The following is a 23,513-nucleotide window of genomic DNA, read 5'->3' as shown; positions in this document are numbered from 1 at the left end:
CAAGATATTGAAGCCATAACGAGAGCGATGCTGACAGGCGAAAGGGGATGGGAATGATGGAGCAGAGGGAGCGAGATCAGGGGCAGAGGCAGGAGCAGGAACGGGCAAGGCCAGGCAGGCCAGGAGGAAACCAGCATTGGCTGGAGCCTGGGGCGACGGCCGTTCCAACGACCGGGGGCGTGAATTCACCGCCAGGCGTACCAGCGTCTGGGAGTGTGGATTCACGGGCAGACGTCAGCCTGTCGGAAAATGCAGCCGACCTGGAGCGAAATCCGACGGCTGGAGTGTCGGGCTCAGAGCTGCCGCCAGCAGTTGGCGATTCTATTTTGGGCGCGGAGCGCGAGACCGCTGCGACCGTTCTGCCTCAGGAGGCACCGTCCGTCGGACAGCAGTCGGTCCATAAGCTGGACACACTGCTTCCTCCTGGTGAAGCCTGGGAGAAGGAATGGCGCCGCGTCGCAGAAGCGCAATATGATCAGAATATGGCGGAGATCGCGCGCGAGCTCGACCAGGATATCCTGATTGCACTGGTCGGAGATGTGAACGCCGGAAAGTCCTCAACCCTGAACCGGATCGTTGGGGAAGAGGTGGCTGGAGTTGGAGCGGAGCCGGGCCAGACGACGGTAATCAGGCCGTATTTGTTCAAGGATCGGATCTTTTTTGTGGATACTCCAGGGCTCAATGATGTGCGCCTCGAGAACTCGCAGCTGACGATGGACTACTATCGTAAGGCGGATATCATCCTATTCTTCCTGAATGCGGCTGGCACGGTTTATTCCGAGGTGGAAAAAAGAAACTTTGAAGCGATCCGGGATACAAATCCTAATATTCTCCTTGTGTTGAATAAAATCGATGCCGCGGATGACATCGAACGGCTGGAAGCAAGGCTGCAGCTGGAGACGGGAGGACGCTTTGATATCGTGTCGGTTTCCTCGCGCACGGGTGAAAACATCGACAAGCTACGGGACGCCATCCTGGAGCTGCTGCGAAAAAAGTCCAAGGATCTGCTGTTTGCGAGGAACATCAAGGAGAAGTCGACTTCAGCAAATAAATGGATCCTCGGAGCGGCAGCATCCGCGAGTGCAATCGGAGCAGCACCGATCCCCGGTGCAGATATTGTACCGATTACTGCTGTACAAATTGGCTTGCTGACACGTTTGGCCGTGCTGTACGGTCGTCCGATCAGCAAGGAAACGGCGAAAGAGCTCGTCATCGCCACCGTCGTGGGCAACATTGGAAAGAGCGTGTTCCGCCAAGTGATCAAGCTGTTTCCGGGAGCCGGCTCTATCGCGGGCGCATCGGTAGCCGGAGCCATGACGCTCGCGCTCGGTTATGCGGTGAAGTATGCCTATGAGAACGAGATGGACGTCAACACAGCGACGATTAGCAAGCTCTATGGTATTTTTCGCAAGCAGGCTAACAGTTGAGGCTTATTTTAAACCTCGGAGAATGTCTTAGATGTTAGGATGCGGCAGTGGCCATCTCACGCGGGATGGCTGAGAGGAAGGGCAAGCTACTTCTGAAAAACACTGGCCAAGGGGAAGAATAGACGGATTAGAAGGAGAGGGTGAAGAGAATGAAGGAGCAAGAGGAGAAGGACAAGGCCGTACGCGAGGGTGGCAAGGAAGAGGCGGGCAAGGAAGTGCCGGCTGAGATCGTGGAGCAGCAGGACGATCCAGAGACGGAAGGTGGAAAAGCCAGCGGACAGGCTGGGCTGGGGCGCTGATTGGGATAGAACCGAGCCGTTTGGCGACGCGGTCCAGGAGCTGAGTGATGTTGCCCAATCCCACTAGGCGGCGAAACGGGGAACAGGGTTGAATGGGCCATTGCGGCTGACCGAAGCTACTGCGTCACAAAGTAAAAGGGGCCGCCAGTACAATATAGGCTGATAGTGCTGATTGGTTTTTAAATCTGAGAGACGCTATTGAGGGGATTTTGCAGTAGCTCTATCAGATCCGCTAGTATGCGAATGGACAAGCTGGGGCGCTTTGAGTTGCTCTATTGTTGAAGCGAACCGAGAGGAACTTTCACAAAAACAAGGGGCCGTCCGAAAAGTCGTCGTTAGATGACTTTTCGGACGGCCCCTTTATGTCATGCTAGCCCGCCTGATGCCCGCGCTGTCTGCCAGCTCCGGCTTCGCTGCCCCGCAGCAGCGAGGCGAGTCGGGCACGTTCCTTCTTAAGCTGCCAAGCCGCATTCCAAAGGCTGCTCCGAATTGAGCCGCTCTCTGCATCGCGGAGGCGCAGGTAGATGCCTTCCATTTTACGCGAGACTTCCTCCAAATCATGCTGCAACTGCTCGCGGCGCTGCTCCATAAGCTCCTGCTCGCGTGGAGAGTCGCCGGACTGCAACTGGTGGAGGATGGACAAACGCCATTCCTCGTCCCCAATTTTGGAAGCGTAATTATGCAAATCCAGCCAATCATCCGTCCATCTGGCTTGTCTCACGGCTCTGTTCATCCTCAACACTCCCGTCGCTTAATTCCTTTTATGCCGACTATTATACTCGGATATGTAAATCCTGCAATCCCTTCCTGCTTCAACTATCTTATTCCCGGCATGGGGATGACATGACGGAGCGGCAATGGAAATGGGAAGAGATGCGTAGGAGTCGTGATTACTGCGACAGGTATGGCATGATAGGTTTCAAAGTGGATCCGCTAGACAGACCCGGTTACGCCCTTCCTCCTTGGCCCGATACAAAGCCAGGTCGGCGCGACGGAACATCTCCTGATAGTCCGCTTGCCGACCGTCCTGGACCGTAGCAGCTCCGAAGCTAGCCCGAATTCGTACGATACGCCCGTCGGTTGTGATCAGCTCGGCTTGCTCGGCGTCCTGCCTGATTGACTCTGCCAACTCAACGACTTGTTCTCCATTTAACCCTGGAAGTAGGAGTATAAACTCCTCGCCTCCGTACCGGGCAAACAGCATGCCAGGTTCGAGCCGCTCTCGGCATACCTCGACCATTTTCAGCAGAGCGGCATCTCCGGCTTCATGGCCGTAGGTGTCATTGATGACTTTGAAATGGTCAAGGTCAAACAGCGTCCGTGAACAGGGCTTCTGTTCACGGACGCTGGCCGCCAATGCTTCGGCGGTGTTGGCAAGAAAGGCTCCGCGGTTCAGAATACCTGTCAGCGAGTCGAGGGAGGCCATGCGATGCAACTGTTCCTGCAAATTACGGTGTTCCGTCGTATTGCTGAGCACGAGCAAATGTCCGCCGCTACGACCGCTGCCGCGCCCAACGGCAGCCGAATAGACCTCGTAATAGACAGCGTCAGTACCTGTTCCCCGGGCAAAAGGAATCGGACGACCAGGCTCAGCTAGCGCGGAGCGGAACGCTGTAGAGGCTTCGGCGGGCAGCCCGAGATCCCTGATGCTGCCCCCGATGACAGCCCGTTCAAGCTCCGGCAGCAGATGCCGAGCAGAGCGGTTGCTATCGAGCAGGCGCCAATCCGCGTCCATGACAAGTACGCCTTCGCCCATGCTTTCCATGACGGTATCGCGGGCGACCGGTAGGATGGAAAGCATATCGGCCCGTAAAAAAGCCCAGGCGTATAAAGCACTCGTTATGCATAACACTACGGGTACTGGATCGATATCATAGGGGCTTAGCCCGAGCAGATAAGCCAGCGAAGCGCAGATCGGCAGGGCGATGCCGAGTGCAACGGCAATCAATTGCGGCTTGAAGCCCCCAGAAGGTTTCATCAAATGAATGAGTACGAGAATGAGGCTAAGTATGAGAACACCGGATGTGTAGCTGCCGTGCACGACATACCATTCGCCCATGACGAAGTCTACGTTGCGCACGCCTCCGCTTTCGCGGAAGTAAATTTCGCGATAGAACATACGGTGATAGGGATTGGTGGCTACGAATATAAAGGTCCGCTGTATTCTACCCTCAGCGTAGCATAGTGAGGCAGGTTTAGGAATGTACAATTGCGTCATTTTGTTGCGGTGCAGCCCGGCTACTTTCAATAGAAAGCCATTCCGGCGGTAGGTGAAAAAGCCCTTCCTTTTGCCCTGTGGGCGGTTGGAAGGGCAGTGGGTAATAATGGGAATTAGGTGGGAATAAAGCGACGATTTCTTACCTTACTGCAAGAGAGCGAGCAGCGTCTCGTTGAATTTGTCCGGCTCGTCGAACAACATCGCGTGGCCGCTCTCCTCAAAGCGGATCAGTTCCGCTTGAGGAACCAGCTCCAGCGTTTTTTCCGCCAGCTCTAGCGGGCAGATTTTATCCTGAACGCCGTGCAGCACCGTCACTGGAACTGTGATCGCTGGCAAGTCGCCTCGCAGATCCTCATCGCGCAGCGATTCCATCGCCCGGACGGTGGCATGAGCGGTCGATTCCAGACAGATCGTGCTCAACCATTGAGCGAATGGCTTGGAAGGCTGCTTACCGACGAATTGTTTGCCGAAAGCTTCGATCATCGCAGGGCGATCCTTATGAGTATCGTTGATCATCGTGTCTACCCCCTTGACCGGAGCGCCGTAAGGGAAGTCCTCCGCCCGAGTGAAGCGTGGAGCTGCAGCTCCTGCCAGTATGAGACGAGATACGCCGTGCTCGTTGTGCAGGTTCATGTAGCGAACGGCTATCGCGCCGCCCATCGAAAAGCCGACGAGCGTGAATCGCTCCAAGCCCAGCTTGTCCACAACGGCTCGCACGTCATCGGCCATGCGATCGTAAGAGTAGTTCTCCCATGGGCCGTCTGATTTGCCGAATCCGCGGAAGTCGATGCCGATGAAGCGGAGTCCTTTTTGCGGAAGCAGCATGGATTGGTATTCAAACATCCTCGAGCTTGCCGGCCACCCATGCAGGAAAACGACAGGCTCTCCTTGTCCAAGATCCTCCACATACAGCTTTACTCCCAGTTCAACCTCAATATATTTGCCCATAAGACGATTCCTCCCTATTTTAAAATACTTATTCGTATTCTTACCCTCGTCTATACCTGGCTACACGCTAAAAATTGTCGCTGTGCGGGTGATGGTCTAGGAGTTGCGGGACATGTTACAATAAATACAAACTGGTGTTCGGGTGAGGGGGTTGCGGTATGGAGGAAAAGGAATCCGGAGGGCAAGCGGCTCCCGAGGGCAAAAGGCTGCGGATCGCGGTGCGGACGTTGGCCGAATACGCCTGCCGCAGCGGCAGCATCGAGTATGGGTTCCGTAGCGGAGCGACGTTGTCCGAAGGAACCCGCATCCACAAGGAGATACAAGCGGCCTACGGCGAAGGGGACGAGCGTGAGCTTTTCCTGCGCGCTGAACTGGAGCATGCGGGTGTGGAGTGGACCGTGGAGGGCCGTTGCGACGGGTTGCTTCAGGAGGAAGGTGGCATCGCGGCGGTAGATGAGATCAAGTCGACTTCCGGCCGCTTGGAGGATATTCCTGAAGACGGCTGGCGCGTCCACTGGGCTCAAGCGATGGGCTACGCTTATATTTATGCCGTGCAGCAGGGACGGGAGTCGATGCGCGTGCAGTTGACCTATGTGCAGATGGAGTCAGGTGCAATTCGCAGGCTGAGTCGGATTTGCACCGTGGATGAACTGCACGATTCACTGCTTGGCCTGCTTAACGCTTATGCCCCTTATGCTCGCATGATGCAGCAGCATCGTGAGTGGCGCGATAGCAGCCTGTCGGGACTGGACTTTCCTTTTGGCGGCTTCCGCCCGGGGCAAAAGAAGCTCTCGGCCGCCGTATACCGGACGCTGGAAGGTCGCGGCGGGCTGTTCGCCAAGGCGCCGACCGGTATCGGCAAAACGATGTCGGTGCTGTGGCCGGCGGTACGCTCACTCGGCGGGGAAAACGTAGCCCGCCTGTTCTACTTGACGGCCCGGACGACGACGCGGACGGCTGCCGAAGATGCCCTGCGGCGAATGGAAGCCGGAGGACTGAAACTTCATGCGGTGACCTTGACCGCCAAGGAAAAGATCTGTCCGCAGCCGATTGTGCGCTGCGACAAGGCGGAATGCCCCTTTGCCGACGGATACTTCGACCGAATTAATGGGGCTGTGCTCGACCTGCTGGAGCAGGAGACACTGATCACACGCGAGACCGTGGAGCGATACGCGATGAAGCATAGGGTCTGCCCGTTCGAGTTCTCGCTGGATGCTGCCTATGCGGCCGATGTGGTGATTGGCGATTACAATTACATCTTCGACCCCAAGGTATCGCTGAAAAGGTTCCTAGCCGAACAGGCGCGCCGAGCTGTACTGCTCGTGGACGAGGCGCATAACCTGCCCGATCGCGCCCGGTCGATGTACTCCGCTTCGCTGGAGAAAGCGCCTTTCCTGGCGCTTCAGCGCTGCTTCAAGGGCAGCGCGCCTGCGCTGGCGACGGCCGCCAAGGTCGTGAACGCGCAGTTCATCGCGCTGCGCAAAGAGATGGACGCCGGCGGAGCAGGGCCGGCGGGATTGAGTGCTGCCGGCGCAGGCGTGTTTGCCGCAGCTGAACCTCCCGCTGAGCTGCTGGCGGGGGCGCGCAGCTTCATCGCGGAGGCGGCAGCGGTGCTGGCCGCCGGAGTCCCGGCGGGCACTTCGCCGGAGGATGCACAGCTGCTGCTGGATGCTTACTGGGCGGCCAAAGCTTTTGAGGCCGCTGGCGGTTGGTACGATGAGCGCTTCACGGCGATGGTCGAGCGCTCGAAGGGCTCCTCGCTCAAGGTGACGCTCCAATGCCTTGACCCCTCGCAATTGCTGCGGCAGACGGGACGCCAGTATGGCGGCCGTGTGTTCTTTTCGGCGACGCTGTCTCCGCTGCCTTTCTATATGGATCAGCTGGGGGCCGAGGAGGAGGATCGCTCGCTGACGCTGCCCTCGCCCTTTGATCCTGCACAGCTGGATGCAAAGATCCTGCCGCTCTCGACGAGGTATGGGGATCGCGCCGGTACGCTCCAGCCGCTCGTTCGGGCGCTGCTGGCGGCCGCCTCGGATAAGGGTGGTAACTGGCTGGTGTTTTTCCCGTCGTATGCCTATATGAACGCGGCTTACCTTCAGTTGCTGACTGAACTCGGTGCAGGCGGCGGGACAGGCGACGATACGGACAGCGGGACGAACGACGCAACGGACGGTGGAAAGGTTAGTGAGCCGGACAGCGGGATGGGCGGCGAGCTAACGTTAACTCTCACCGAGGGACGAGAGTTACGTCTTCTGCTTCAGCGGACCGAGATGTCGGAGGAGGAGCGGGATCTCTTCCTCTCGGCCTATCAACCGGTCCATGAGGACGGGGAGGGCAGCTTAGTTCGTATGGGCTTTGCGGTTATGGGCGGCATTTTTTCGGAAGGGATCGATCTAGCAGGGGACAGGCTGACCGGGGTAGCTGTCATCGGTGTTGGCCTGCCGCAGCTTGGGCCAGAACGCGATCTACTAGCCGCCTACGAACAGCGCCAAGGCCGCAGCGGCTTCGATTACGCCTATGTCTACCCCGGTATTAGCAAGGTGCTGCAGGCCGGAGGCCGCCTTATCCGCAGCGAGCAGGACCGCGGCACATTGCTGCTGATCGACGACCGCTACCGACAGCCCCGCTATCGACGGCTGCTGCCGGAGGAATGGCTGCTGGCCGTTGATCGCGACGGATAGTTTTAATCGTACTCTCGATTCAATTACTGTCAGCGCTCGGTTTGTTGGGGCGCTTTTTTGTGATTTTACTCCCAAGCTGAAGCTGCGTGCCTATTTGATTGGTCGCGAGACAGGTGAAACTTAGTTTTCCTCACTCTAACGAATCCTCACCTCCTCTAATCCACCATCTCAACCGACATCTACTCCTTAGCGCTCATGACCACTTCTCCCGGCATTCGACCCAATTCTTTTCCTAATGAACGATAGTCATCTCCCTAGTCTTTGTTGTTCTGTCGAGAATGGATGTTCTGACATACAGATCGACTCGCATAGAATTTAGTACGAGCTCTAAGCTCTAAGCCGACTGACGGTATGGATAAAATTTCAAAATACTCTGGTCATTAATATACCGTTGGGTTAATATTTAAATATACCATTGGGTTAATATTGGCTGGGTCAGTTTTAGTTGCTCATCAGTCACTCATTAGCTTACTGCTAGCCACAGCAAGCGTTGACGCTCTAACAAAGAGTCTAAGGGCCGAGAAAGAGGAGCCATCACGGGGGAGTGGGTGTGTGATGTGGGAAAACGCATAAAAGCGGCCATCATCGGAGCCGGGCCGGGTGGCTTGGCGGCAGCAATGCTGCTAGCGGCCAAAGGGCATGAGGTGACCGTACTGGAGAAGCAGACCTACCTCGGGGGACGAACCTCTGCGCTTCGGCTGGGGGAGTACATTTTCGACCGGGGGCCAACGTTTCTGATGATGCTGCCGGTGCTGGAGGAATTGTTCGAGCTGACGGATCGGCGGTTGCAGGACTATGTGGAGCTGAAAAGAGTCGATCCGCTGTACACGCTAAAGTTCGGTGAGTTGGAATTCTCTCCCGGCGGCAGCCCAGAGGAGACGGCCCGTCAAATAGAGGGACTGTTCCCCGGCAATGGAGAGCGTTACCTCCGATTTATGCATCGGGAACGGGATAAGCTGGCCCGTGTGCTGCCGCTGTTGAAGCGCCCCTTTACGAGTGCAGGCGGTTATTTATCGGCGGATATGCTGCGAGCGTTACCGCGCCTCGATGCGGCGGATACGGTTCATAAGCGGCTTTCACGTTATTTTACAGATGAGCGGTTGCGCTGGGCGTTCTCCTTCCAATCCAAATACCTCGGCATGTCACCCTGGGAATGTCCCGGCACATTCACGATTCTGAGCTTCATGGAGCATGAATACGGCTTGTACCATCCCATTGGCGGCTTGAACCGGATCAGCGAGGCGATGGCGAATGCTGCGCGTGAGCATGGAGCGGACATTCGAATGGGCTCGGGCGTGCGCCGAATTATCGTCGAAAACGGTCGTGCCTGCGGCGTGGAGTTGGATAGCGGCGAGCAGCTGGATGCCGACGATGTTGTTATTAATGCGGACTTTGGCCATGCAGCGACACATCTGTTCGAACCGGGAACATTGAAGTCGTACACTCCCGCCAAAATGAAAAAGAAAAAGCTATCCCTCTCCACCTTCATGTTATATCTGGGCATTAATGCCGAGCTTCCGCTTCCGCATCACAAAATCTTGTTCGCGGCCGACTACCGGAGCAATGTTGACGATATGACGGAGCGCATGATCTTGTCCGAGGAGCCTTCGCTCTACATTCATAATCCATCCAAGCTAGATTCAACGCTGGCGCCTTCCGGTAAATCCGCCCTTTATCTGCTCATGCCCGTCCCGAATAATCGCTCCGGCATCGATTGGAAAGAGCAGGCTCAGGCCGTGCGCACGGTCATGCTGGAGCGGCTGGCGGCGGAGTGCGGGTTGGATGATATCACGGCGGTGGAGGCGCTCATCGAGGAAGAAGAGATGTACACGCCGGACGATTGGGAGCAGCAGTCCTACGTATACGAGGGTGCGACGTTCAACCTGGCCCACAGCCTGGATCAAATGATGTATTTGCGCCCCCGCAACAAGTTCCAGGAGGTCGATCATTGCTACCTTGTTGGAGGGGGCACGCATCCCGGAAGCGGCTTGCCGACGATTATCCAATCGGCGATTATCAGCGCGCAGCTGCTGGAGGATTCGTATCGGGAAGCTCCTGGGAGACGAGGTTTGCTTGGCGGATGGAGGCGGGGCGGCGCTACACAAGAGGGGAGCCCTTCATGAGAGCGGCGATTATTGGTTCGGGCGTAGGCGGTTTGGTGACAGCGTTGCTGCTCCGCCGCCAGGGGCATGAGGTGGACGTTTTCGAAAAGGAAGCTAGAGTCGGCGGACGGCTTGCCTACGAGGAGGACGGGACTGGTCGTTTCCGCATCGATCAGGGACCGACAATCGTATTGCTGCCGGAGCTGCTAAAGGAAATTTTGCACGAAGCCGGAGTTCCTGGGGACGAGGTGGAGCTGCTGCGAATCGACCCGCTGTATGACTTTTATTATCCGGATGGGACGCGCTGGACCAAATGGCAAGATGTTGGGCAACAGGAGAGAGTGATGGAAGCAGCCTATCCCGGAGGAGGAGCGGACTTTCGTCGGTATATGAAGGATATGGAGGGGCTGTTCGACTACGGCTTCAAGGCGTTCCTCTCCCGTACCTTCAGCGGTCTGGGTTCATTTCTGACGCGGGCAAACTTGAGCTTTCTGCTGAGATCCCGCGCTTATAGGGGGCTGCATCCCTGGACTTCGGCTTACTTCCGTGAGGAGCGCATCCGCGAAGCGTACTCCATGCAATCGCTCTACATCGGCGGGTCACCGCAGCAGTCGCCAGCGCTATACGGCCTCATTCCCTATAGCGAACACAAGCATGGCATCTGGTATGTAAAAGGTGGTTACAGCTCGCTGGCGGGGACGCTGGAGAGAGCTTGCCGCAAGGCGGGAATCCGGCTGCGCCTGGACTCGCCAGTCGACAAAGTACTAGTGGAGTCCGGCCGTTGTGTCGGGCTTTCTGTTGCAGGAGAGCGGAGCGACTATGACGCCGTCATTTACAATGGCGATTACCCCGGCTTGAGCGGCTTGTTGACAGGTTGGAAAGCGAAACCACGCACCTATATTCCCTCATCTGGCTGCTTGCTGGTCTATCTGGGGCTGGATCGGCGCTGGGAGGAGGCGGGTGCGCATCAGTTTTTCATGCCGGATCGGCATATGGAGCATATGCAGGATGTATTCCGCCGGGGGCGGCTTAATGCCACGCCGTCGTTCTACGCGTTCAATCCCGTTGCGGTTGATCCAGAGGCCGCGCGACCTGGTGAGAGTGTGTTGTACTTTCTTATCCCGGTTCCGGCTGCCGAGGGATTGGACTGGGACAGCGAAGGCGAGGCACTGGTGCAAAAGGTGCTGGAGCGGGCAGAAGAGCTCCGCTTCCCTGGCTTGAGAGAGGCGATCCGTTGGCGACGCGTTCGGACGCCGCGTGATGCGGCCCGCGCCGGGTTGTACCGCGGCGGCAGCTTCGGCATCGCGCCGGTGCTGCGGCAGTCCGGCGGCTTCCGGCCGCAGGTGAAGCCGCTGCCGGTGGAGCGGCTGTACGCGGTGGGCGCGTCCGTTCATCCCGGGGGCGGCATCCCAATTGTGATGCAGGGAGCACGAATGCTCAGCCAACTAATCGAGAAGGAGTTGGGGTCATGCTAGAAGCTCGGCTTGCCGCAGAATGCGAAGCGGTCATGAAGCAAAGCTCCGCCAGCTTTTACGAGGCGTTCCGTTTATTGTCGTCTCCACGGAAAGAAGCGGTTTTTGTCATCTATACATTCTGTCGCATGATCGACGATTCTGTCGACGAGCCGGAGATTGCCTTTTATACGTTGGAGGAGTTGGAGGAGCGGTTCGAGACTCTAGAGACGGCGGAAGGCCATTTCATCTGGCCCGCGCTGCGTTGGCTGTTGGCGAGCTTCCCGCTTGGCAAAGAGCCTTTTCGTACACAGATGGGCGGGCAAAGAATGGATCGCGTCCGCACGCGCTACCGTACGATGGAGGAGTTGGAGGATTACTGTTACCGCGTGGCTGGCTCCGTTGGGGAAATGCTGCTGCCGGTGCTGCATGAGCAGCCGGATGTGAAGATTACGGAAGCGGGTACCTGGCTCGGTAAAGGCATGCAGATCGTCAATATTCTTCGTGACGTTGGTGAGGATCAGCAGCTGGGGCGGCGGTATTTGCCGCTGGAACTGTTGGAGCGCTGCGGCTACAGTGTGGAGGAATTCCGCGACGGCCGGGTGAATGAGGCATTCCGCTTGGTGGCGGCGGAGTTGTCCGCGCTGGCGAGGGAGTGGTTCAAGCGCGGTTTGCAGGGACTGCACACTTACCCTGCGGATAGCGCGTTCTCGATCCGGCTGGCGGCTGCTTATTATGCCGCTATTCTCGATGCGGTGCACGCCAACGGCTGCGATGTGTTTACGAAGCGTGCTTTTGTGGATGACGAGGGGCGCAAAAGCCTGCTCCGAAGCGTGCTGCTGGAGATGGCTGCAGCTGAACGGGCTCCGCATGGAGGCGAAAAGCCCAGTATCCGAGCTGAGATGGCTCTGCATGAAAGCGAAAAGTCCGGTGGCCGAGCTGAAGTGTGGCCGGGGCTGAGACCGGGACATGGGCTCTCCGATGAAAGCCGACCGGAGGAGCCGCCGCAGCGGCTGGCGCTGTGAACCGGAGTATTCGGCAGCAGCGCAGGGCTATGCCAAAGCGCAAGGCGCGGCAGTCCGCCGAACAGCAGACCAGCAAAGCGGAGAAGGGCGTTGTAACGTCTGCCGGACAGCAGAGCGTCGAACCGGAGACGGGCGTCGAAACGTCTGACGGACAGCAGACCAGCAAAGTTGGTACGAGCGGTGAAGTGACAGCCGGACTGCGAGATGCGCCCTCTGGAGTCAGCAGAGCATTTCACCTATTGGCTGAGCGCCTTGGCGTGAGCGAACTGCCGCGTACCCTATTTTTTGTTGGCTGGTATGCAATTGGGCTGTTGCTGATGGTATTCGCAGAGGTGCCGCGTTCACTCGAGTTCGCCAATGGCGTTTTCCTTGTGCTGTATGCCCTCAGCTTGAGTGAATTGGCCGCCATCCGCACGGGCTGGAAACGGCTGCTGATGCCGGTGCTGCTCATCTCCATCGGTACCTTTGCGGTGGAATGGGTGGGCACTCATACGGGATTTCCTTTTGGCGCATACACTTATTCCGATACGCTTGGAGCTCTCGTCTCCGGCGTGCCGTGGACGATGGGACTAGCCTGGGTCGGCGTCATCATCAGCGGCGCGCTCATCTCTGCTTCCGGCAACCGCTGGCTTCGAGCGCTGGAGACGGGTGTTTGGGTGCTTTTGCTGGATCTAGTGCTCGATCCTGTGGCGGCAGCTCGAGGCTTCTGGGACTGGGCCGATGGCGGCCCGTATTATGGCATTCCGACTGCGAATTTTGTCAGCTGGTTCATCGTTGGTGCACTCTTGTCCCTGCTGCTTCCAGTAGTTGAGGTGCAACCGAGACAGAGATGGCTGGCGCTCCGCCTATTCCAGTTGATGCTGCTGCTGTTTGGCCTGCTGGCGCTGAAAGCCGGACTGGGCGCAGCATTCCGCCTGTCGCTGTTGTTCATCTTCATTGCGGAAGGGAGGGTACGCCTTGATTCCCGCCGCCAAAAGCCTGCCATTTAGAAGGCTATTCTCCTTCTACCAGAGCTTTTATCTGTTTCCGCGCTACCTGCACGGAGTCTATCTTTCAGGGGAGCTGGAGCCGGGGACGAGCCCAGTGCATCCGCTGCCGGTGCTTTACGTCGCCAATCATGTTTCTTGGTGGGACGGGCTGGTGCTTTTTCAACTGACGGAAAGACTGACGCACTCCGACCCCTATATCATGATGGATGAGCGGGGCCTACAGCAGTACCCCTTTTTCCGTCGGCTTGGGGCTTTCTCGGTCAATCGGGAGAACCCCCGTGATGTGCTGTCTGCGCTTAACTACGCCGAGCAGCGGATGCTCGGCGGTCGTCCCGTGTGGATATTCCCCCAGGGCGCGATTACGTCACCTGAGCTGCCGATAGTGGCACAGAGTGGAGTTGGACATCTGCTGCGCCGTCTCGGCACAACCGAAGTGCGTCCGGTGACGCTGCACTACGTTCTTGGAGATCATCAAAAGCCAGCGGCGACCGTGAAAGTCGGCGATCCGCTCGTCATGGACTGGAGTAGGCTTACCCGCGAGGAAGTTGCGGCACTCGTTGCCGAGCGGCTGCAGACGCAAGCGGAAACGCATCGCCGAGAGCTGGTGGAGCATCCGCTGCCCGCTGGGGGCGGTAGTTTTCACCTCGCTCTGAAAGGCGGGAGCTCCACCTCGGATCGCTATCGCGGCTGGAAGGAGGGATGGCGCAAATGGCAGTCCTCCTCGCGGTCGTAAGCGGCCTGTTAGTTTTGCAGCTCGGTTTTGTGCTCTGGAACTGTCGGTATTACTTTCCTCTTGGCGACGTGCCCGATAGAGGGAGTGATGGTAGAGGGACGACGAGCAGTCTATCAATTCGTACTCGATATATCTCCTCCGATCAATTAAATGCTGGCTCGATCATCAAAAATAATACTAAGAATTATAAAGTATTACCAAATAGTATTTCTATTCTTATTCCTGCCCGAAACGAGGAGCGGAACATAGGGAGCTGCTTGGAGAGCCTGCTGGCCCTTCCGGAACCGCCTCTTGAAATTCTCGTGTTAGACGATCATTCGGAGGATCGTACGGCAGCGATCACACAGGAGCTGGCTGCTCGTCCTGGTTCCCGTATCCGTCTGCTGAAGGGACGGAAACTGCCTGAAGGATGGATGGGAAAATCTCATGCATGCGTACAGCTGGCGGAGGCGGCAAAGGGGAGATGGCTACTATTTCTCGATGCGGATGTGCGCCTTGAGCCGGAGGCATTAAGAGCAGCAGTGCGGGCGGCGCAGGCTCAGGGGCGAGGTTTAATCAGCGGGTTTCCTCGGCAGGAGACGGAGACGTGGATGGAAAAGCTGGTCGTCTCCATGATGATGTTCACCATCTTGTGTCATCTTCCGCTTAAGCTGGTGAGCGGGTCCCGCGATCCGCGTTTTGCGGCGGCCAATGGTGCTTTCATTCTGATCCATAGCGACAGCTATTTGGGGATCGGCGGCCATGGCGCCGTGCGCTCCTCATTGCTGGACGATATGGAGCTAATCCGCCTCGCGAAGCGCAGCGGTGAGCCGGTGCGACTGGCGAAGATCGACGGCATTTCCTCCATGCGCATGTATCGCAACGCGGCGGAGGTGTGGGCAGGTTATCGTAAAAACCTGTTCCCCGGCATGGGTCGCAGCCTGACCTTACTGATCTTTGTATTCAGCGTGTATACCGCGCTGTATCTGCTGCCGACCGCAACACTGATCGGCGGGCTCGTAGCAGCAGTTTTAACCGGAAGTGCTATGCCCGTTGTCTGGCTGGGCTGGGCCACTATGGCGTGGGCGCTCGGAGCGCTCATCAAGCTGACGGTGGACAGGTCGAGCGGTTTACCTGCCTGGTACAGCTTGCTGCTGCCAGCAAGTATTGCGTTGACGGTATGGATCGGGCTAGATTCGGCGCGACAACATTACCGCAAGAAGGGTTACGAATGGAAAGGCAGGCGGTATGCTTGATGGGAAGTACATCGGCATTTCATATCCGTGCCCATCGCATTCGCGTTGCCATTGTTGGAGGCGGTCTGGGCGGCTTGTCCTGCGCCATCCATCTGGCCGCCAAAGGCTGCCAAGTGACGCTGCTGGAAAAGGAAGCGGAGCTTGGCGGTAAGCTGCAGCGCGTAGAAGAAGCAGGTTACCGCTTCGACAACGGGCCGAGCACGATGACGATGCAGCCGGTTTTTGATGCGGTATTTGCGGCAACCGGAAGGCGCAGAGAGGATTACCTGGAGTTTCAGCCGCTGAATCCCATTGCACGTAACAGCTTCCACGACGGTACTATCGTTGACGTAACGACGGATGTTGCGGCGATGGAGGAGGGGATTGCTGCTTACAGCCCGGAGGATGCTCGCGGTTATCGGCCTTTTATGAACGAAAGCGCGAAGTTGTACCGACTGGCGGAGCAGGAGTTTTTTAGCGGCCTTATTTTGGATTGGAAGGATAAGCTTCGTCCATCGCTGCTGTCCGGCTTCAGCCGGATCAAGCCATTTGCGTCAATGGATCGGACACTGCGAAAATATTTCTGCCACCCCAATACGCTGGCCATGTTCGGCCGATATGCAACTTATGTCGGCTCCGCGCCTCGGCAAGCGCCGTCTATTTTCAACATGATGGCTCATGTCGAGGGAGGGATGGGTGTCTTCGCGGTGCGAAACGGCACGTATTCCATCGTTGAAGCTTACGCCCGGCTCGCGCGCGAGCTCGGGGTGGACATTCGCACTGGCGTGGAGGTACAGCGGGTAAGCACGGAGCGAGGCAAGGCAGTCGGCGTAGAAACGGAAGAAGGCTTTTTGAGAGCTGATGCTGTAGTCGTGAATGCCGACCCGCTGGCGGCGCTCCGCTTGCTGGTGCCGGAGGAGAAGCAACGTCCTTCGACGAAGGCTCAGCGGCTGGATCGTTTGGAGCCGTCGGTAGCCGGCTTTGTACTACTGCTTGGGTCAAGACGGGAGTATAGCGGACTGCTTCATCACAATGTCTTTTTCCCGGAGGAGTACGGCAGGGAGTTCGAGGATTTATTCAATCACCGGCAGCTGCCCGAGCAGCCTGCCATCTATGTCTGCCGCTCAGCGTCAGCCCCATTTTCCGAAAAGCGCAGCAGCTTGTTCGTGCTCGTTAACGCTCCGGCCCAGCGCGAGGGGTTAAACTATGAAGCGGTCAAAGAAGCTTATGCCGACCGAGTCATTGGCAACCTGGAGCAGCGCGGACTTCAAGGCTTGTCGAGGGCGACACGTCCAGAGGAGGGCGGCTTCCGTCGCATTTTGACTCCGGATGATTTGGCGCAGCGCACCGGGGCGTGGCGTGGGACGATTTACGGCATGTCGTCGAATCGCTTCCGCCAAGCGTTTTTCCGTTTTCCGAGCCGGGACCGCGATATTCGCAGACTATGGTACGTTGGCGGCTCGACCCATCCAGGCGGCGGCACACCGATCGTCACGATCGGCGGACGGCTCGTCGCGGAGCGGCTTTTGGAGGAGCTAGGACAATCTTGAGGCGACCCCCATCGGGGTAGATTCCAAGGATAGGATGAAACTTTTATACTTTAAATAGCGTATCCATCTTCAGTTCCATTCCTCTGCCAGCATGCTCCATTACTTCCAGGGGCTAGCGGGATGGGAAACTTCAGCTATAGGGGAGTGTTCGGGAAATGTCGTTTTTCAAAAATATGATGGCTTCAATGGGGATTGGCGCAGCCCAAGTAGATACAGTGCTGGAGGTGCCAAACAGCGGCGTTAGACCTGGCGATACGATCCCCGGAAGGATCGTTGTCAGCGGAGGTTCAGTCGCGCAGCAAGTCAACGGCATTGAACTGCTCATCATGACTAGCTATATCAAAGAAGTCAACGATACGAAGGTTCGCGAAAACGCTGCTCTGGCCCGTCTGCAATTGCGTGAGTCGTTTGAAATTGGAGCCGGCCAACGCGAGGAATTTGAGTTCGACCTGACGCTTCCGCTCTTCACGCCAATTACGGCTGGTGGTACGCAGGTTTGGGTCAAAACGTCGCTGGACATCGCTAGCGCGCTCGATGCAGGAGACAACGATTACATCAAAGTACTGCCGCATCCGCTCGTAGAGGAGATTCTTAATGCGGTAGATCATCTGGGATTCCGCACCCGCGAGGTGGAGTGTAAGTATGCAGCTCACTCCCGTTTTGGAACTCCTATTCTGCAAGAATTCGAGTTCGTGCCACGGACGCGGAACTTCGGGCGGTTGGATGAGCTGGAAATGGTATTCATCCCCTCGGAAGGTTATGTGGATGTGATCATGGAGGTTGACCGTCGTTCCGGCGGCTTCTCCGAATGGCTCGGCACGGATGAGTCGCGTACCGCGTTCCGACTGAATGAATCCGAGATCCGCAGAGGCACGGATGCCCTGTCACAGGCACTGGAAAATAAAATCCGCAGCTTTATGTAAAATCGTTATCCTATAGAAAAGGCCTCTTCCCAGGTTGGGAGAGGCCTTTTCGCTTGTTCGGGTACGTACTTGGTTCAGCCTTGGGAATTGACCCGTCAGCCTTGAGCAGGCTGACGGGTCAATGCCGCATACTGTCGATATAGCTCAATTGCTATCGGTCCTGGTACGCCGCTGCCAATGGAGCCGTGGCCGTGCACGGTAACAACGGGGACAAGCTCAACGCCGCTGCTTGTCAGGAACGCTTCATCGGCAGCGAACAGCTCATCCGGCGAAAAAGCCTCCTCAATGAACGGGATGCCGGCAGCGTCCGCAATCCGTTGTATCGCCTCACGCGCAATTCCGCCGAGAATGCGGTTTGAGAGCGGATGCGTCCGGATGGCTCCATTTTGAACGAGATAGAAGTTGGCGCTTGACCCCTCCGTTATGATCCCGTCCCGCACAAACACCGCTTCAAAACAGCCCTGATCAACGGCAGCTTGTTTAGCCAAAATGTTCGGCAACAGGTTGAGCGACTTGATATGGCAGTTCAGCCAGCGCTCGTCCGGGTGCAGTAATATTCCTACGCCTTCCTGGTGTGTAGCAGGAGGTAGCTCCCTCCATGGCTTGATTGTCAGCGACAATGAGGAAGGCACGGCTGGAAAAGGGTGATTGCGAGGCGCGATGCCCCTCGTCACCTGTAAATAAATATCTCCGTTGGACAGCCCGCTCCGCTGCATGAGCTCGTCCATAATTCCTTTCAGCTCTTCCCGGCTTTGGCCGATTTCGATGCGAATCAGATCTGCACTGCGGTAGAGCCGATCGAGATGCTCCTCTAGCATGAAGGGTTGCCCTTCATACACTCGAAAAAACTCATACACACCGTCGCCGAATTGATGGCCGCGCTCCTCGATAGGTAGCAGGGGTTCGTCTAACGCGGCAAAACGACCGTTAAAATAAGCTAAACTCATGAATATTGGTTCCTCCTTGGCATTGGCATCTGATTCAGCTAAGCGGGACGGCCAGCTCCAGTCCGTTGACTCAATTGGCTAGCGTCCAGCTCTGCGTGGCGGGTTCATAAATCCAGCATACTCCAACCGAAACTCAGGAACAAACGGATTGTCGATTGCGGCAACAAACGGGCTTGATCCGGTAAGCCGCAACTCTGTTGCAACCAAAATTTTTCTGGGCTCGTCTGGAAATAAAGGGAAAGCTGAGTAGGATTTGCGCCAAGAAGAGAGGGAGCGAGGAAGATGGGTGACATCATCTGGATCAACGGAGCATTCGGCTCCGGCAAGACGCAAACAGCGTGGGAGCTGCATCGGCGGTTGCCGGGTTCGTATGTGTACGATCCTGAAAATGCGGGTTATTATATCCGAGATAATTTGCCGGCAGATTTGTTTAAAGAAGACTTCCAGGAGTTCAAAATGTGGCGGGAGTTCAATTATCTCATGCTGAGCTACCTGGCGGAGCATTATGAGGGGATAATCCTTGTCCCAATGACGGTGCCTGATCCGGTAAAATTTGAGGAGATGGCCGGTCGGCTGCAAAGGGAAGGCCGACAAATGCAGGCGTTTGTGCTTTGGGCATCGAGGGACGTGTTGCTTCACCGTCTGAGTGTACGAGGGGAAGGCAGCAGCTCGTGGGCCGCTTTACAGATCGAACGCTGTCTGCACGGGTTACAATCGCCCGCACTGGGCCGTCGCATCGAGACGGAAAAGCTGCCCGTGTCGGACGTTGCGAATCGTATTGCAGAGTTGGCGGGATTGAAGCTTCAGTCCTGAGCTTGTAGCGCCGCCACTTCTTTTTCACTCTGAGGCAGGTACAGGAAAAAATAGGCACGAAATCAAACTCCCAACGTACAAAGAATAACTGGGCTCATGGACACTGGGGCTCCGGGTAATGAACAGAGCGGAGGAAGCAAACAAATGAAAAAGAACACGAAATGGATCTGGGTTGCACTAATGTTTGTTCTACTGGCCGTAATCGGAGGCTGTACAGCCTGGTATTTCTCGACCGAACAGGGCGAGCGTAAGATAAAATCATGGAAATCCAACAACGCGGGCGGCCTGGAGCGCAGCGTAAAAGTGTATGATCAGAGCGGAAAACTGCTGGAAGAATACGAAGGGCGCATCGATATTCAGGATACGGAGTACGGCAATAAAATACTGTTTGATCTAAACGGGAAACGAGTCGTTATTTACAATGCAACTGTAATCATCGAAGAGAAATAATACTGGCTTCACTTATGCGCAGGTTTCCCCTTACTTCGACACACGGGCTGGGTTACACTTGGTATGCCTGTACCCTGCTTGGCTTTTGCCCTCAGGCAGCGGTTGACTTGAACAATGGTTGTCTGTATCGGTACGGAAAAGGAGGATGCCGGTGGAACTTTTCGCTGCTCTAATGTTTCTGCTGATTTATGCTCTCGTCGTTGGAGTTTTCCTCTACCGTATTCGTAAAAGAACCTTCCGCCAGCTCCTCAAGGAGAACGCTGGGCTGATTGCGTTGGTACTGATTCAACTACTTATTTTTGATGGCAATATTTTTCTCAAAGTAGCCCTTGCTAGCGTGATTCTCGCTGTTTTTGCTGCCGGTTGGCTGCTGGAGGAGAGAGGCAGGCAGCGGGGACAACCTTGAGGTTGGGTCGTTAACGGATGGTCCAAAGCGAGGCTTTGAAATTAATTGAAAATTTCGAAACCTCTCACAAGCATTGAAAGCGCTGTACCAACATATTCCCCAGGAAATATCCCCCACAATGGGGAACAAGTTATGAACTTCCCGGCATACGGGAGGAAAACTGTCGCTCCTGTCGAATGATATTACCAGGCATTACCGTTCACTCCCGTTTGGAGCGGCTGTAACCGCATCTCGTGTAGGAATGGCTTGTAGCAAAAGTTCAGCCCATACAACGGGCAGCCGCGCCAGTGGACAAGAACAGCCTTTAACCAAGAAGTCCGGCATATGCCGGCGAGAAAACCGCTCTCCTGAAGGGAGAGACGAGGAGGAAATAAAGGTGAAGGTACATTTTCAGGTAGGAAACGACAACGGCAATAGCGAGCATGATTTGTTTGTAGACGGTAAAATGATTCGCCAGCCCAATGTATGCTGTCGGGTGGACAAGCTTCCATGGAGCGACGAGCTTCCGCCGGAAAGCTTTATCCGCAATCTGCAAGACCAGCTGATTGTAACGATCGACTCCCCCGCGGCGCGTCCCGGGATGTACTATATCGGCAAGTTTGCTCTGATGAGCGGCGAGCTGCTGGAAAACCTGCAAATCGGCATCGATAACAAGGCGGACATGGATCTGCCAATCATCAATACGCTGGCGCAAGTGGCGGCGGTTGCCGTGCAACGCGCCTATGACGAGGCAAAAGGCGTAACGACTGAGCCAATCGAAGTTACGGTTGATATGGCTACGGCACTGCCAGTGACGCAGCATACCGACGAGAGTGCGGCTAAGTTTGAGGCCAAATTCATGGAGGGCACGCATCGAGTGACCGTCCACCTGAACAAGGTACGGGTACCGGTCAACATTGTGTTCGACTATGTCAAAGCAATTCCTGAAGCTACGCCAGTTGTATTCGCGCTCCAAAAAGATCGCGAGGGTGCTTGGCGCTCCGGAGATATTTTTGCCGAATTCGTGGAGGCTTATGATCTCGGCCAGAAATTCAATGGTGCTTACTTCAAAGACAAGCGTGTTCTGCATACGGATATCGGCGATGGTTCCACGGAATATCCGATCACTGAAGGAAATAAATTCCTGCGTCAGTTCGTGCATGGCAGCCATCACGGCGCTGGTTATGCTATCGAGGAAGCGCTGGACGACTTCAACAAACTGGTTTATTTGCCGGACAGCCCGCGCCAATTTTTCAGTGATGTGATCAAAAATGCACAGCATAAATACCATAACCGTGCGATTCAGACGCTTCGCCGTCCGCTCGAGGGACAAGCTCGTCATATCGTGCAAAACATCCGCAAGCAACTGACAAAAGCGCGGAATGAGATTGACGTCATTTGTGTATACGGCGGCGGCAGCGTGCTGATGAAGCCGATTTTGCAGCCCATGCTGATCGAGCTTTGCGAAGAGCGCGAAATCAAGCTGTTGTACATTCCCGCAGAACATGCGGTAACGATGAATGCCGAAGGTCTGGACGCTTTTGTTCGCGGCAAGATCTTCGAGGCGCTGAAGTCCAAAGGGGCTAAGCAGCCGGTTTAATCACAGGGGGTGAGACCGGGTGAAAAAGATCAAGCAGCCCGGAGAGAATATCAGCCTGAAAACGAAAAAGAATGAGTCGCCTGAAGTGATGGACTGGATTAACGGCCAGTCCAATCTGATGGACTCAATTCGCTATCTGGTTGAAAATGAGATCCGCGAGCATGGCGTGCGGAATCTGCAATTGTTTATTCCGGCCGAGAGAGGAACTCTCGTGGCCGGAACAGCGGCAGGCCGCGCTGCGGATGGCGCAGCCGGCAGCGAGGTAGGCGGCGCGGCAGTGGCCGCCGCCGTAGCAGCGCCGGCGCAGCCGGAGCCCGCGGCGGAGACGCCGCAGGCTGCGGCGCGCGAAGCCGCTGCAGCCGCGCGCGAGAGCGCCGCGGCCGCTGAGGCGCCTGCGGACGGGGACCATGTCCCGTCCGCGGAGCGGGAGCTCGCGGCGGCAGGCATCGCCGCCGGTGCAGTTGCGGCGGGCGAAGCGCCGCCGCAAGATTTGCCGCAGCAGCCTGCTGCGGCAAATCTTGAACCGGAGCCTGCTGGGGCGGCTCCGGTGGAAGATGATATCGATGACGATGACATCGATAGCTGGATGTAACCGCGCGTGGCGTTAGCCCGCGCGGCAGGGCCGATGTACCGCCGCGAAGTTATGCGGCGGTACATCGGCCTTTTCCATACCCAACAACCAAGCATGACTCTCCTTTCCACGCGAAATCCGCTCAAGTCATCAAAACACCTCTCCTTTCCACGCGAAATCCGCTCAAGTCATCAAAACACCTCTCCTTACCATGCGAGATCCGCTTCATGTCACTAGATTAGCGCTCAGTACACACGGAGATTTATTTAGCACTCAGCTTGGCTCCATCCCAGACAGGGTCCTATCGGACTCCAAAGCAGACGATTTGGACACTTTGCTCGAGTAAAACATAATATTGCCGCGCTTAACAAAAACTTTGGTGAGAATCCTCATTTTTCTTTTGCAGTTCCCGCCGTTAAGTTGTAAACTAACCTGTAGAAGTTCCGGGCCGTATACGGGCCGACAACGCATAGACCGGGAAAGCGTCCGATCTCGTCGTTCGCTGCCGGTGCAGAAGGATGAAGCTGTGATGGAGCGGCCTTTTACCGTGATTTGTGAAATTTGGTACAAAGCCTTCCGTCCGCAAGCCAGAAGCCTGCTACACCGTGCAATGAAGCGAATTGCCTCCCCGACGTCCGGCCGGAGATGCTGCTCTACAAGGCAGTGCTCTAGCAGTCGGCGCGGGGGCGGAACCGCATTTCCAGAGTAAAGGAGGAAATATTTCCATGTCCGACAACCAATCTACTCCAGCGGTGGCAACTCAAGAGCCAGCCTCCGTGCAACAACGCGACATCCTTGATCAGCTCATGAAGCCGGAAGTACAAGAGTCCCTGACGGTGCTCGTGGACAATCTTCCGAAGCTGGCCGAAATCGTGACCCTCATGACCAAGTCCTACGATGTAGCCAAGTCCCTCGCAACTGACAAAGTGCTTATCAATGACTTTGGCGGTGGCATCGGCGAGATGGTTAAACCAATCGTCGACAAAACGAAGACGGTTGCTCAAGCGGCGATTGAAGCTGGCGACCAAGCTTCCAACGAGAATACTTCAGTTGGCCTGTTTGGCCTGCTGCGTATGCTCAAAGACCCTAACGTACAGCGCACACTGCGCTTCACGCAGGCGTTCCTGGAAAACCTCAACGAAAAACAAAAAAACCAGAACTAACAACGTCCTCCCGCGGGGAGGTCG

The 23,513-nt window shown here is 56.4% G+C and carries 21 protein-coding genes; 17 read left to right on the top strand and 4 right to left on the bottom strand.

Annotation, left to right across the window (positions count from 1 at the left end; all coding sequences use genetic code 11):
* The first annotated feature begins 53 nt into the window (after positions 1 to 53).
* Together CGZ75_RS15260 and CGZ75_RS25355 are read left to right on the top strand one after the other, a co-directional pair.
* Positions 54 to 1,427, top strand: a complete 1,374-nt coding sequence (locus CGZ75_RS15260) for a GTPase (protein ID WP_245850877.1) — start codon at positions 54 to 56, stop codon at positions 1,425 to 1,427.
* Between the two features lie 149 nt (positions 1,428 to 1,576).
* Positions 1,577 to 1,726: a hypothetical protein gene (locus CGZ75_RS25355; protein ID WP_176444861.1), complete on the top strand. Its 150-nt coding sequence runs from the start codon at positions 1,577 to 1,579 to the stop codon at positions 1,724 to 1,726.
* A gap of 370 nt (positions 1,727 to 2,096) precedes the next feature.
* Here CGZ75_RS25355 and CGZ75_RS15255 read toward each other — a convergent pair whose 3' ends face one another.
* The 3 genes from CGZ75_RS15255 to CGZ75_RS15245 all read right to left on the bottom strand — a co-directional run bounded on the left by CGZ75_RS15255 (position 2,097) and on the right by CGZ75_RS15245 (position 4,892).
* Positions 2,097 to 2,459, bottom strand: a complete 363-nt coding sequence (locus CGZ75_RS15255; RefSeq protein WP_089525134.1) for a hypothetical protein — start codon at positions 2,457 to 2,459, stop codon at positions 2,097 to 2,099.
* A 186-nt stretch (positions 2,460 to 2,645) separates the two neighbouring features.
* Positions 2,646 to 3,974: a histidine kinase N-terminal 7TM domain-containing diguanylate cyclase gene (locus CGZ75_RS15250; protein WP_089525133.1), complete on the bottom strand. Its 1,329-nt coding sequence runs from the start codon at positions 3,972 to 3,974 to the stop codon at positions 2,646 to 2,648.
* Positions 3,975 to 4,088: 114 nt separating this feature from the next.
* Complete coding sequence (locus CGZ75_RS15245) at positions 4,089 to 4,892, bottom strand: alpha/beta fold hydrolase (RefSeq protein ID WP_089525132.1); 804 nt, start codon at positions 4,890 to 4,892, stop codon at positions 4,089 to 4,091.
* Positions 4,893 to 5,050: 158 nt separating this feature from the next.
* Between CGZ75_RS15245 and CGZ75_RS15240 the strand changes: the two genes are divergently transcribed.
* From CGZ75_RS15240 to CGZ75_RS15200, 9 genes are all read left to right on the top strand, one after another.
* Positions 5,051 to 7,573 carry an ATP-dependent DNA helicase gene (locus tag CGZ75_RS15240; protein WP_089525131.1) on the top strand — a complete coding sequence of 841 codons (2,523 nt, stop codon included), beginning with the start codon at positions 5,051 to 5,053 and terminating at the stop codon, positions 7,571 to 7,573.
* A 557-nt stretch (positions 7,574 to 8,130) separates the two neighbouring features.
* Positions 8,131 to 9,696, top strand: coding sequence for a phytoene desaturase family protein (locus CGZ75_RS15235; protein ID WP_089525130.1), 1,566 nt, complete (start codon positions 8,131 to 8,133; stop codon positions 9,694 to 9,696).
* Positions 9,693 to 11,150: a phytoene desaturase family protein gene (locus CGZ75_RS15230; RefSeq protein ID WP_089525129.1), complete on the top strand. Its 1,458-nt coding sequence runs from the start codon at positions 9,693 to 9,695 to the stop codon at positions 11,148 to 11,150. Before CGZ75_RS15235 ends, CGZ75_RS15230 begins: the two co-directional genes overlap by 4 nt.
* Positions 11,144 to 12,151: a phytoene/squalene synthase family protein gene (locus CGZ75_RS15225; RefSeq protein ID WP_089525128.1), complete on the top strand. Its 1,008-nt coding sequence runs from the start codon at positions 11,144 to 11,146 to the stop codon at positions 12,149 to 12,151. The genes CGZ75_RS15230 and CGZ75_RS15225 overlap by 7 nt, the downstream gene beginning before the upstream one ends.
* Before the next feature lie 29 nt (positions 12,152 to 12,180).
* A complete protein-coding gene (locus CGZ75_RS15220; RefSeq protein WP_342745684.1) occupies positions 12,181 to 13,140 on the top strand; it encodes a carotenoid biosynthesis protein in 960 nt (319 codons plus the stop codon).
* Positions 13,109 to 13,873, top strand: a complete 765-nt coding sequence (locus tag CGZ75_RS15215) for a lysophospholipid acyltransferase family protein (protein WP_176444860.1) — start codon at positions 13,109 to 13,111, stop codon at positions 13,871 to 13,873. Before CGZ75_RS15220 ends, CGZ75_RS15215 begins: the two co-directional genes overlap by 32 nt.
* Positions 13,849 to 15,108: a glycosyltransferase family 2 protein gene (locus CGZ75_RS15210; protein ID WP_176444859.1), complete on the top strand. Its 1,260-nt coding sequence runs from the start codon at positions 13,849 to 13,851 to the stop codon at positions 15,106 to 15,108. The genes CGZ75_RS15215 and CGZ75_RS15210 overlap by 25 nt, the downstream gene beginning before the upstream one ends.
* Positions 15,108 to 16,637 (top strand): phytoene desaturase family protein, encoded by a 1,530-nt coding sequence (locus CGZ75_RS15205; RefSeq protein ID WP_089525125.1) that lies wholly within the window; start codon positions 15,108 to 15,110, stop codon positions 16,635 to 16,637. The genes CGZ75_RS15210 and CGZ75_RS15205 overlap by 1 nt, the downstream gene beginning before the upstream one ends.
* Before the next feature lie 155 nt (positions 16,638 to 16,792).
* A complete protein-coding gene (locus CGZ75_RS15200; protein ID WP_089525124.1) occupies positions 16,793 to 17,560 on the top strand; it encodes a sporulation protein in 768 nt (255 codons plus the stop codon).
* A 95-nt stretch (positions 17,561 to 17,655) separates the two neighbouring features.
* Here the strand turns inward: CGZ75_RS15200 and dat are convergent, their stop codons facing one another.
* Positions 17,656 to 18,507, bottom strand: a complete 852-nt coding sequence (dat, locus tag CGZ75_RS15195; RefSeq protein WP_089525123.1) for a D-amino-acid transaminase — start codon at positions 18,505 to 18,507, stop codon at positions 17,656 to 17,658.
* A gap of 282 nt (positions 18,508 to 18,789) precedes the next feature.
* Between dat and CGZ75_RS15190 the strand changes: the two genes are divergently transcribed.
* The 6 genes from CGZ75_RS15190 (at position 18,790) to CGZ75_RS15165 (ending at position 23,489) form a co-directional block, all read left to right on the top strand.
* On the top strand, positions 18,790 to 19,320 hold the full coding sequence (locus CGZ75_RS15190) for an AAA family ATPase (protein ID WP_089525122.1): 531 nt from the start codon (positions 18,790 to 18,792) through the stop codon (positions 19,318 to 19,320).
* Between the two features lie 144 nt (positions 19,321 to 19,464).
* Positions 19,465 to 19,770 carry a hypothetical protein gene (locus CGZ75_RS15185; RefSeq protein WP_089525121.1) on the top strand — a complete coding sequence of 102 codons (306 nt, stop codon included), beginning with the start codon at positions 19,465 to 19,467 and terminating at the stop codon, positions 19,768 to 19,770.
* 151 nt (positions 19,771 to 19,921) lie between these two features.
* Positions 19,922 to 20,176: a hypothetical protein gene (locus tag CGZ75_RS15180; protein WP_089525120.1), complete on the top strand. Its 255-nt coding sequence runs from the start codon at positions 19,922 to 19,924 to the stop codon at positions 20,174 to 20,176.
* Positions 20,177 to 20,552: 376 nt separating this feature from the next.
* Complete coding sequence (locus tag CGZ75_RS15175; RefSeq protein ID WP_089525119.1) at positions 20,553 to 21,755, top strand: ParM/StbA family protein; 1,203 nt, start codon at positions 20,553 to 20,555, stop codon at positions 21,753 to 21,755.
* 19 nt (positions 21,756 to 21,774) lie between these two features.
* A complete protein-coding gene (locus tag CGZ75_RS25865; RefSeq protein ID WP_245850876.1) occupies positions 21,775 to 22,347 on the top strand; it encodes a hypothetical protein in 573 nt (190 codons plus the stop codon).
* A gap of 704 nt (positions 22,348 to 23,051) precedes the next feature.
* Positions 23,052 to 23,489, top strand: a complete 438-nt coding sequence (locus CGZ75_RS15165; RefSeq protein WP_089525118.1) for a DUF1641 domain-containing protein — start codon at positions 23,052 to 23,054, stop codon at positions 23,487 to 23,489.
* The last annotated feature ends 24 nt before the right edge of the window (positions 23,490 to 23,513 follow it).

It is taken from the genome of Paenibacillus herberti (assembly GCF_002233675.1).
In the GTDB taxonomy this organism is placed as follows: domain Bacteria; phylum Bacillota; class Bacilli; order Paenibacillales; family Paenibacillaceae; genus Paenibacillus_O; species Paenibacillus_O herberti.
The sequence above is the reverse complement of the archived record's forward strand: the minus strand, read 5'-3'. Positions and strand labels throughout refer to the sequence as shown.

Bases quoted from the DNA above. Each gene is read 5' to 3' on its own strand.
- CGZ75_RS25355 (WP_176444861.1), top strand. From the start codon at position 1,577: ATGAAGGAGCAAGAGGAGAAGGACAAGGCCGTACGCGAGGGTGGCAAG.
- CGZ75_RS15190 (WP_089525122.1), top strand. From the start codon at position 18,790: ATGGGTGACATCATCTGGATCAACGGAGCATTCGGCTCCGGCAAGACG.
- CGZ75_RS15240 (WP_089525131.1), top strand. From the start codon at position 5,051: ATGGAGGAAAAGGAATCCGGAGGGCAAGCGGCTCCCGAGGGCAAAAGG.
- CGZ75_RS15255 (WP_089525134.1), bottom strand. From the start codon at position 2,459: ATGAACAGAGCCGTGAGACAAGCCAGATGGACGGATGATTGGCTGGAT.
- CGZ75_RS15220 (WP_342745684.1), top strand. From the start codon at position 12,181: ATGCCAAAGCGCAAGGCGCGGCAGTCCGCCGAACAGCAGACCAGCAAA.
- CGZ75_RS15210 (WP_176444859.1), top strand. From the start codon at position 13,849: ATGGCAGTCCTCCTCGCGGTCGTAAGCGGCCTGTTAGTTTTGCAGCTC.
- CGZ75_RS15225 (WP_089525128.1), top strand. From the start codon at position 11,144: ATGCTAGAAGCTCGGCTTGCCGCAGAATGCGAAGCGGTCATGAAGCAA.
- CGZ75_RS15205 (WP_089525125.1), top strand. From the start codon at position 15,108: ATGGGAAGTACATCGGCATTTCATATCCGTGCCCATCGCATTCGCGTT.
- CGZ75_RS15245 (WP_089525132.1), bottom strand. From the start codon at position 4,892: ATGGGCAAATATATTGAGGTTGAACTGGGAGTAAAGCTGTATGTGGAG.
- CGZ75_RS15185 (WP_089525121.1), top strand. From the start codon at position 19,465: ATGAAAAAGAACACGAAATGGATCTGGGTTGCACTAATGTTTGTTCTA.
- CGZ75_RS15200 (WP_089525124.1), top strand. From the start codon at position 16,793: ATGTCGTTTTTCAAAAATATGATGGCTTCAATGGGGATTGGCGCAGCC.
- dat (WP_089525123.1), bottom strand. From the start codon at position 18,507: ATGAGTTTAGCTTATTTTAACGGTCGTTTTGCCGCGTTAGACGAACCC.
- CGZ75_RS15165 (WP_089525118.1), top strand. From the start codon at position 23,052: ATGTCCGACAACCAATCTACTCCAGCGGTGGCAACTCAAGAGCCAGCC.
- CGZ75_RS15260 (WP_245850877.1), top strand. From the start codon at position 54: ATGATGGAGCAGAGGGAGCGAGATCAGGGGCAGAGGCAGGAGCAGGAA.
- CGZ75_RS15230 (WP_089525129.1), top strand. From the start codon at position 9,693: ATGAGAGCGGCGATTATTGGTTCGGGCGTAGGCGGTTTGGTGACAGCG.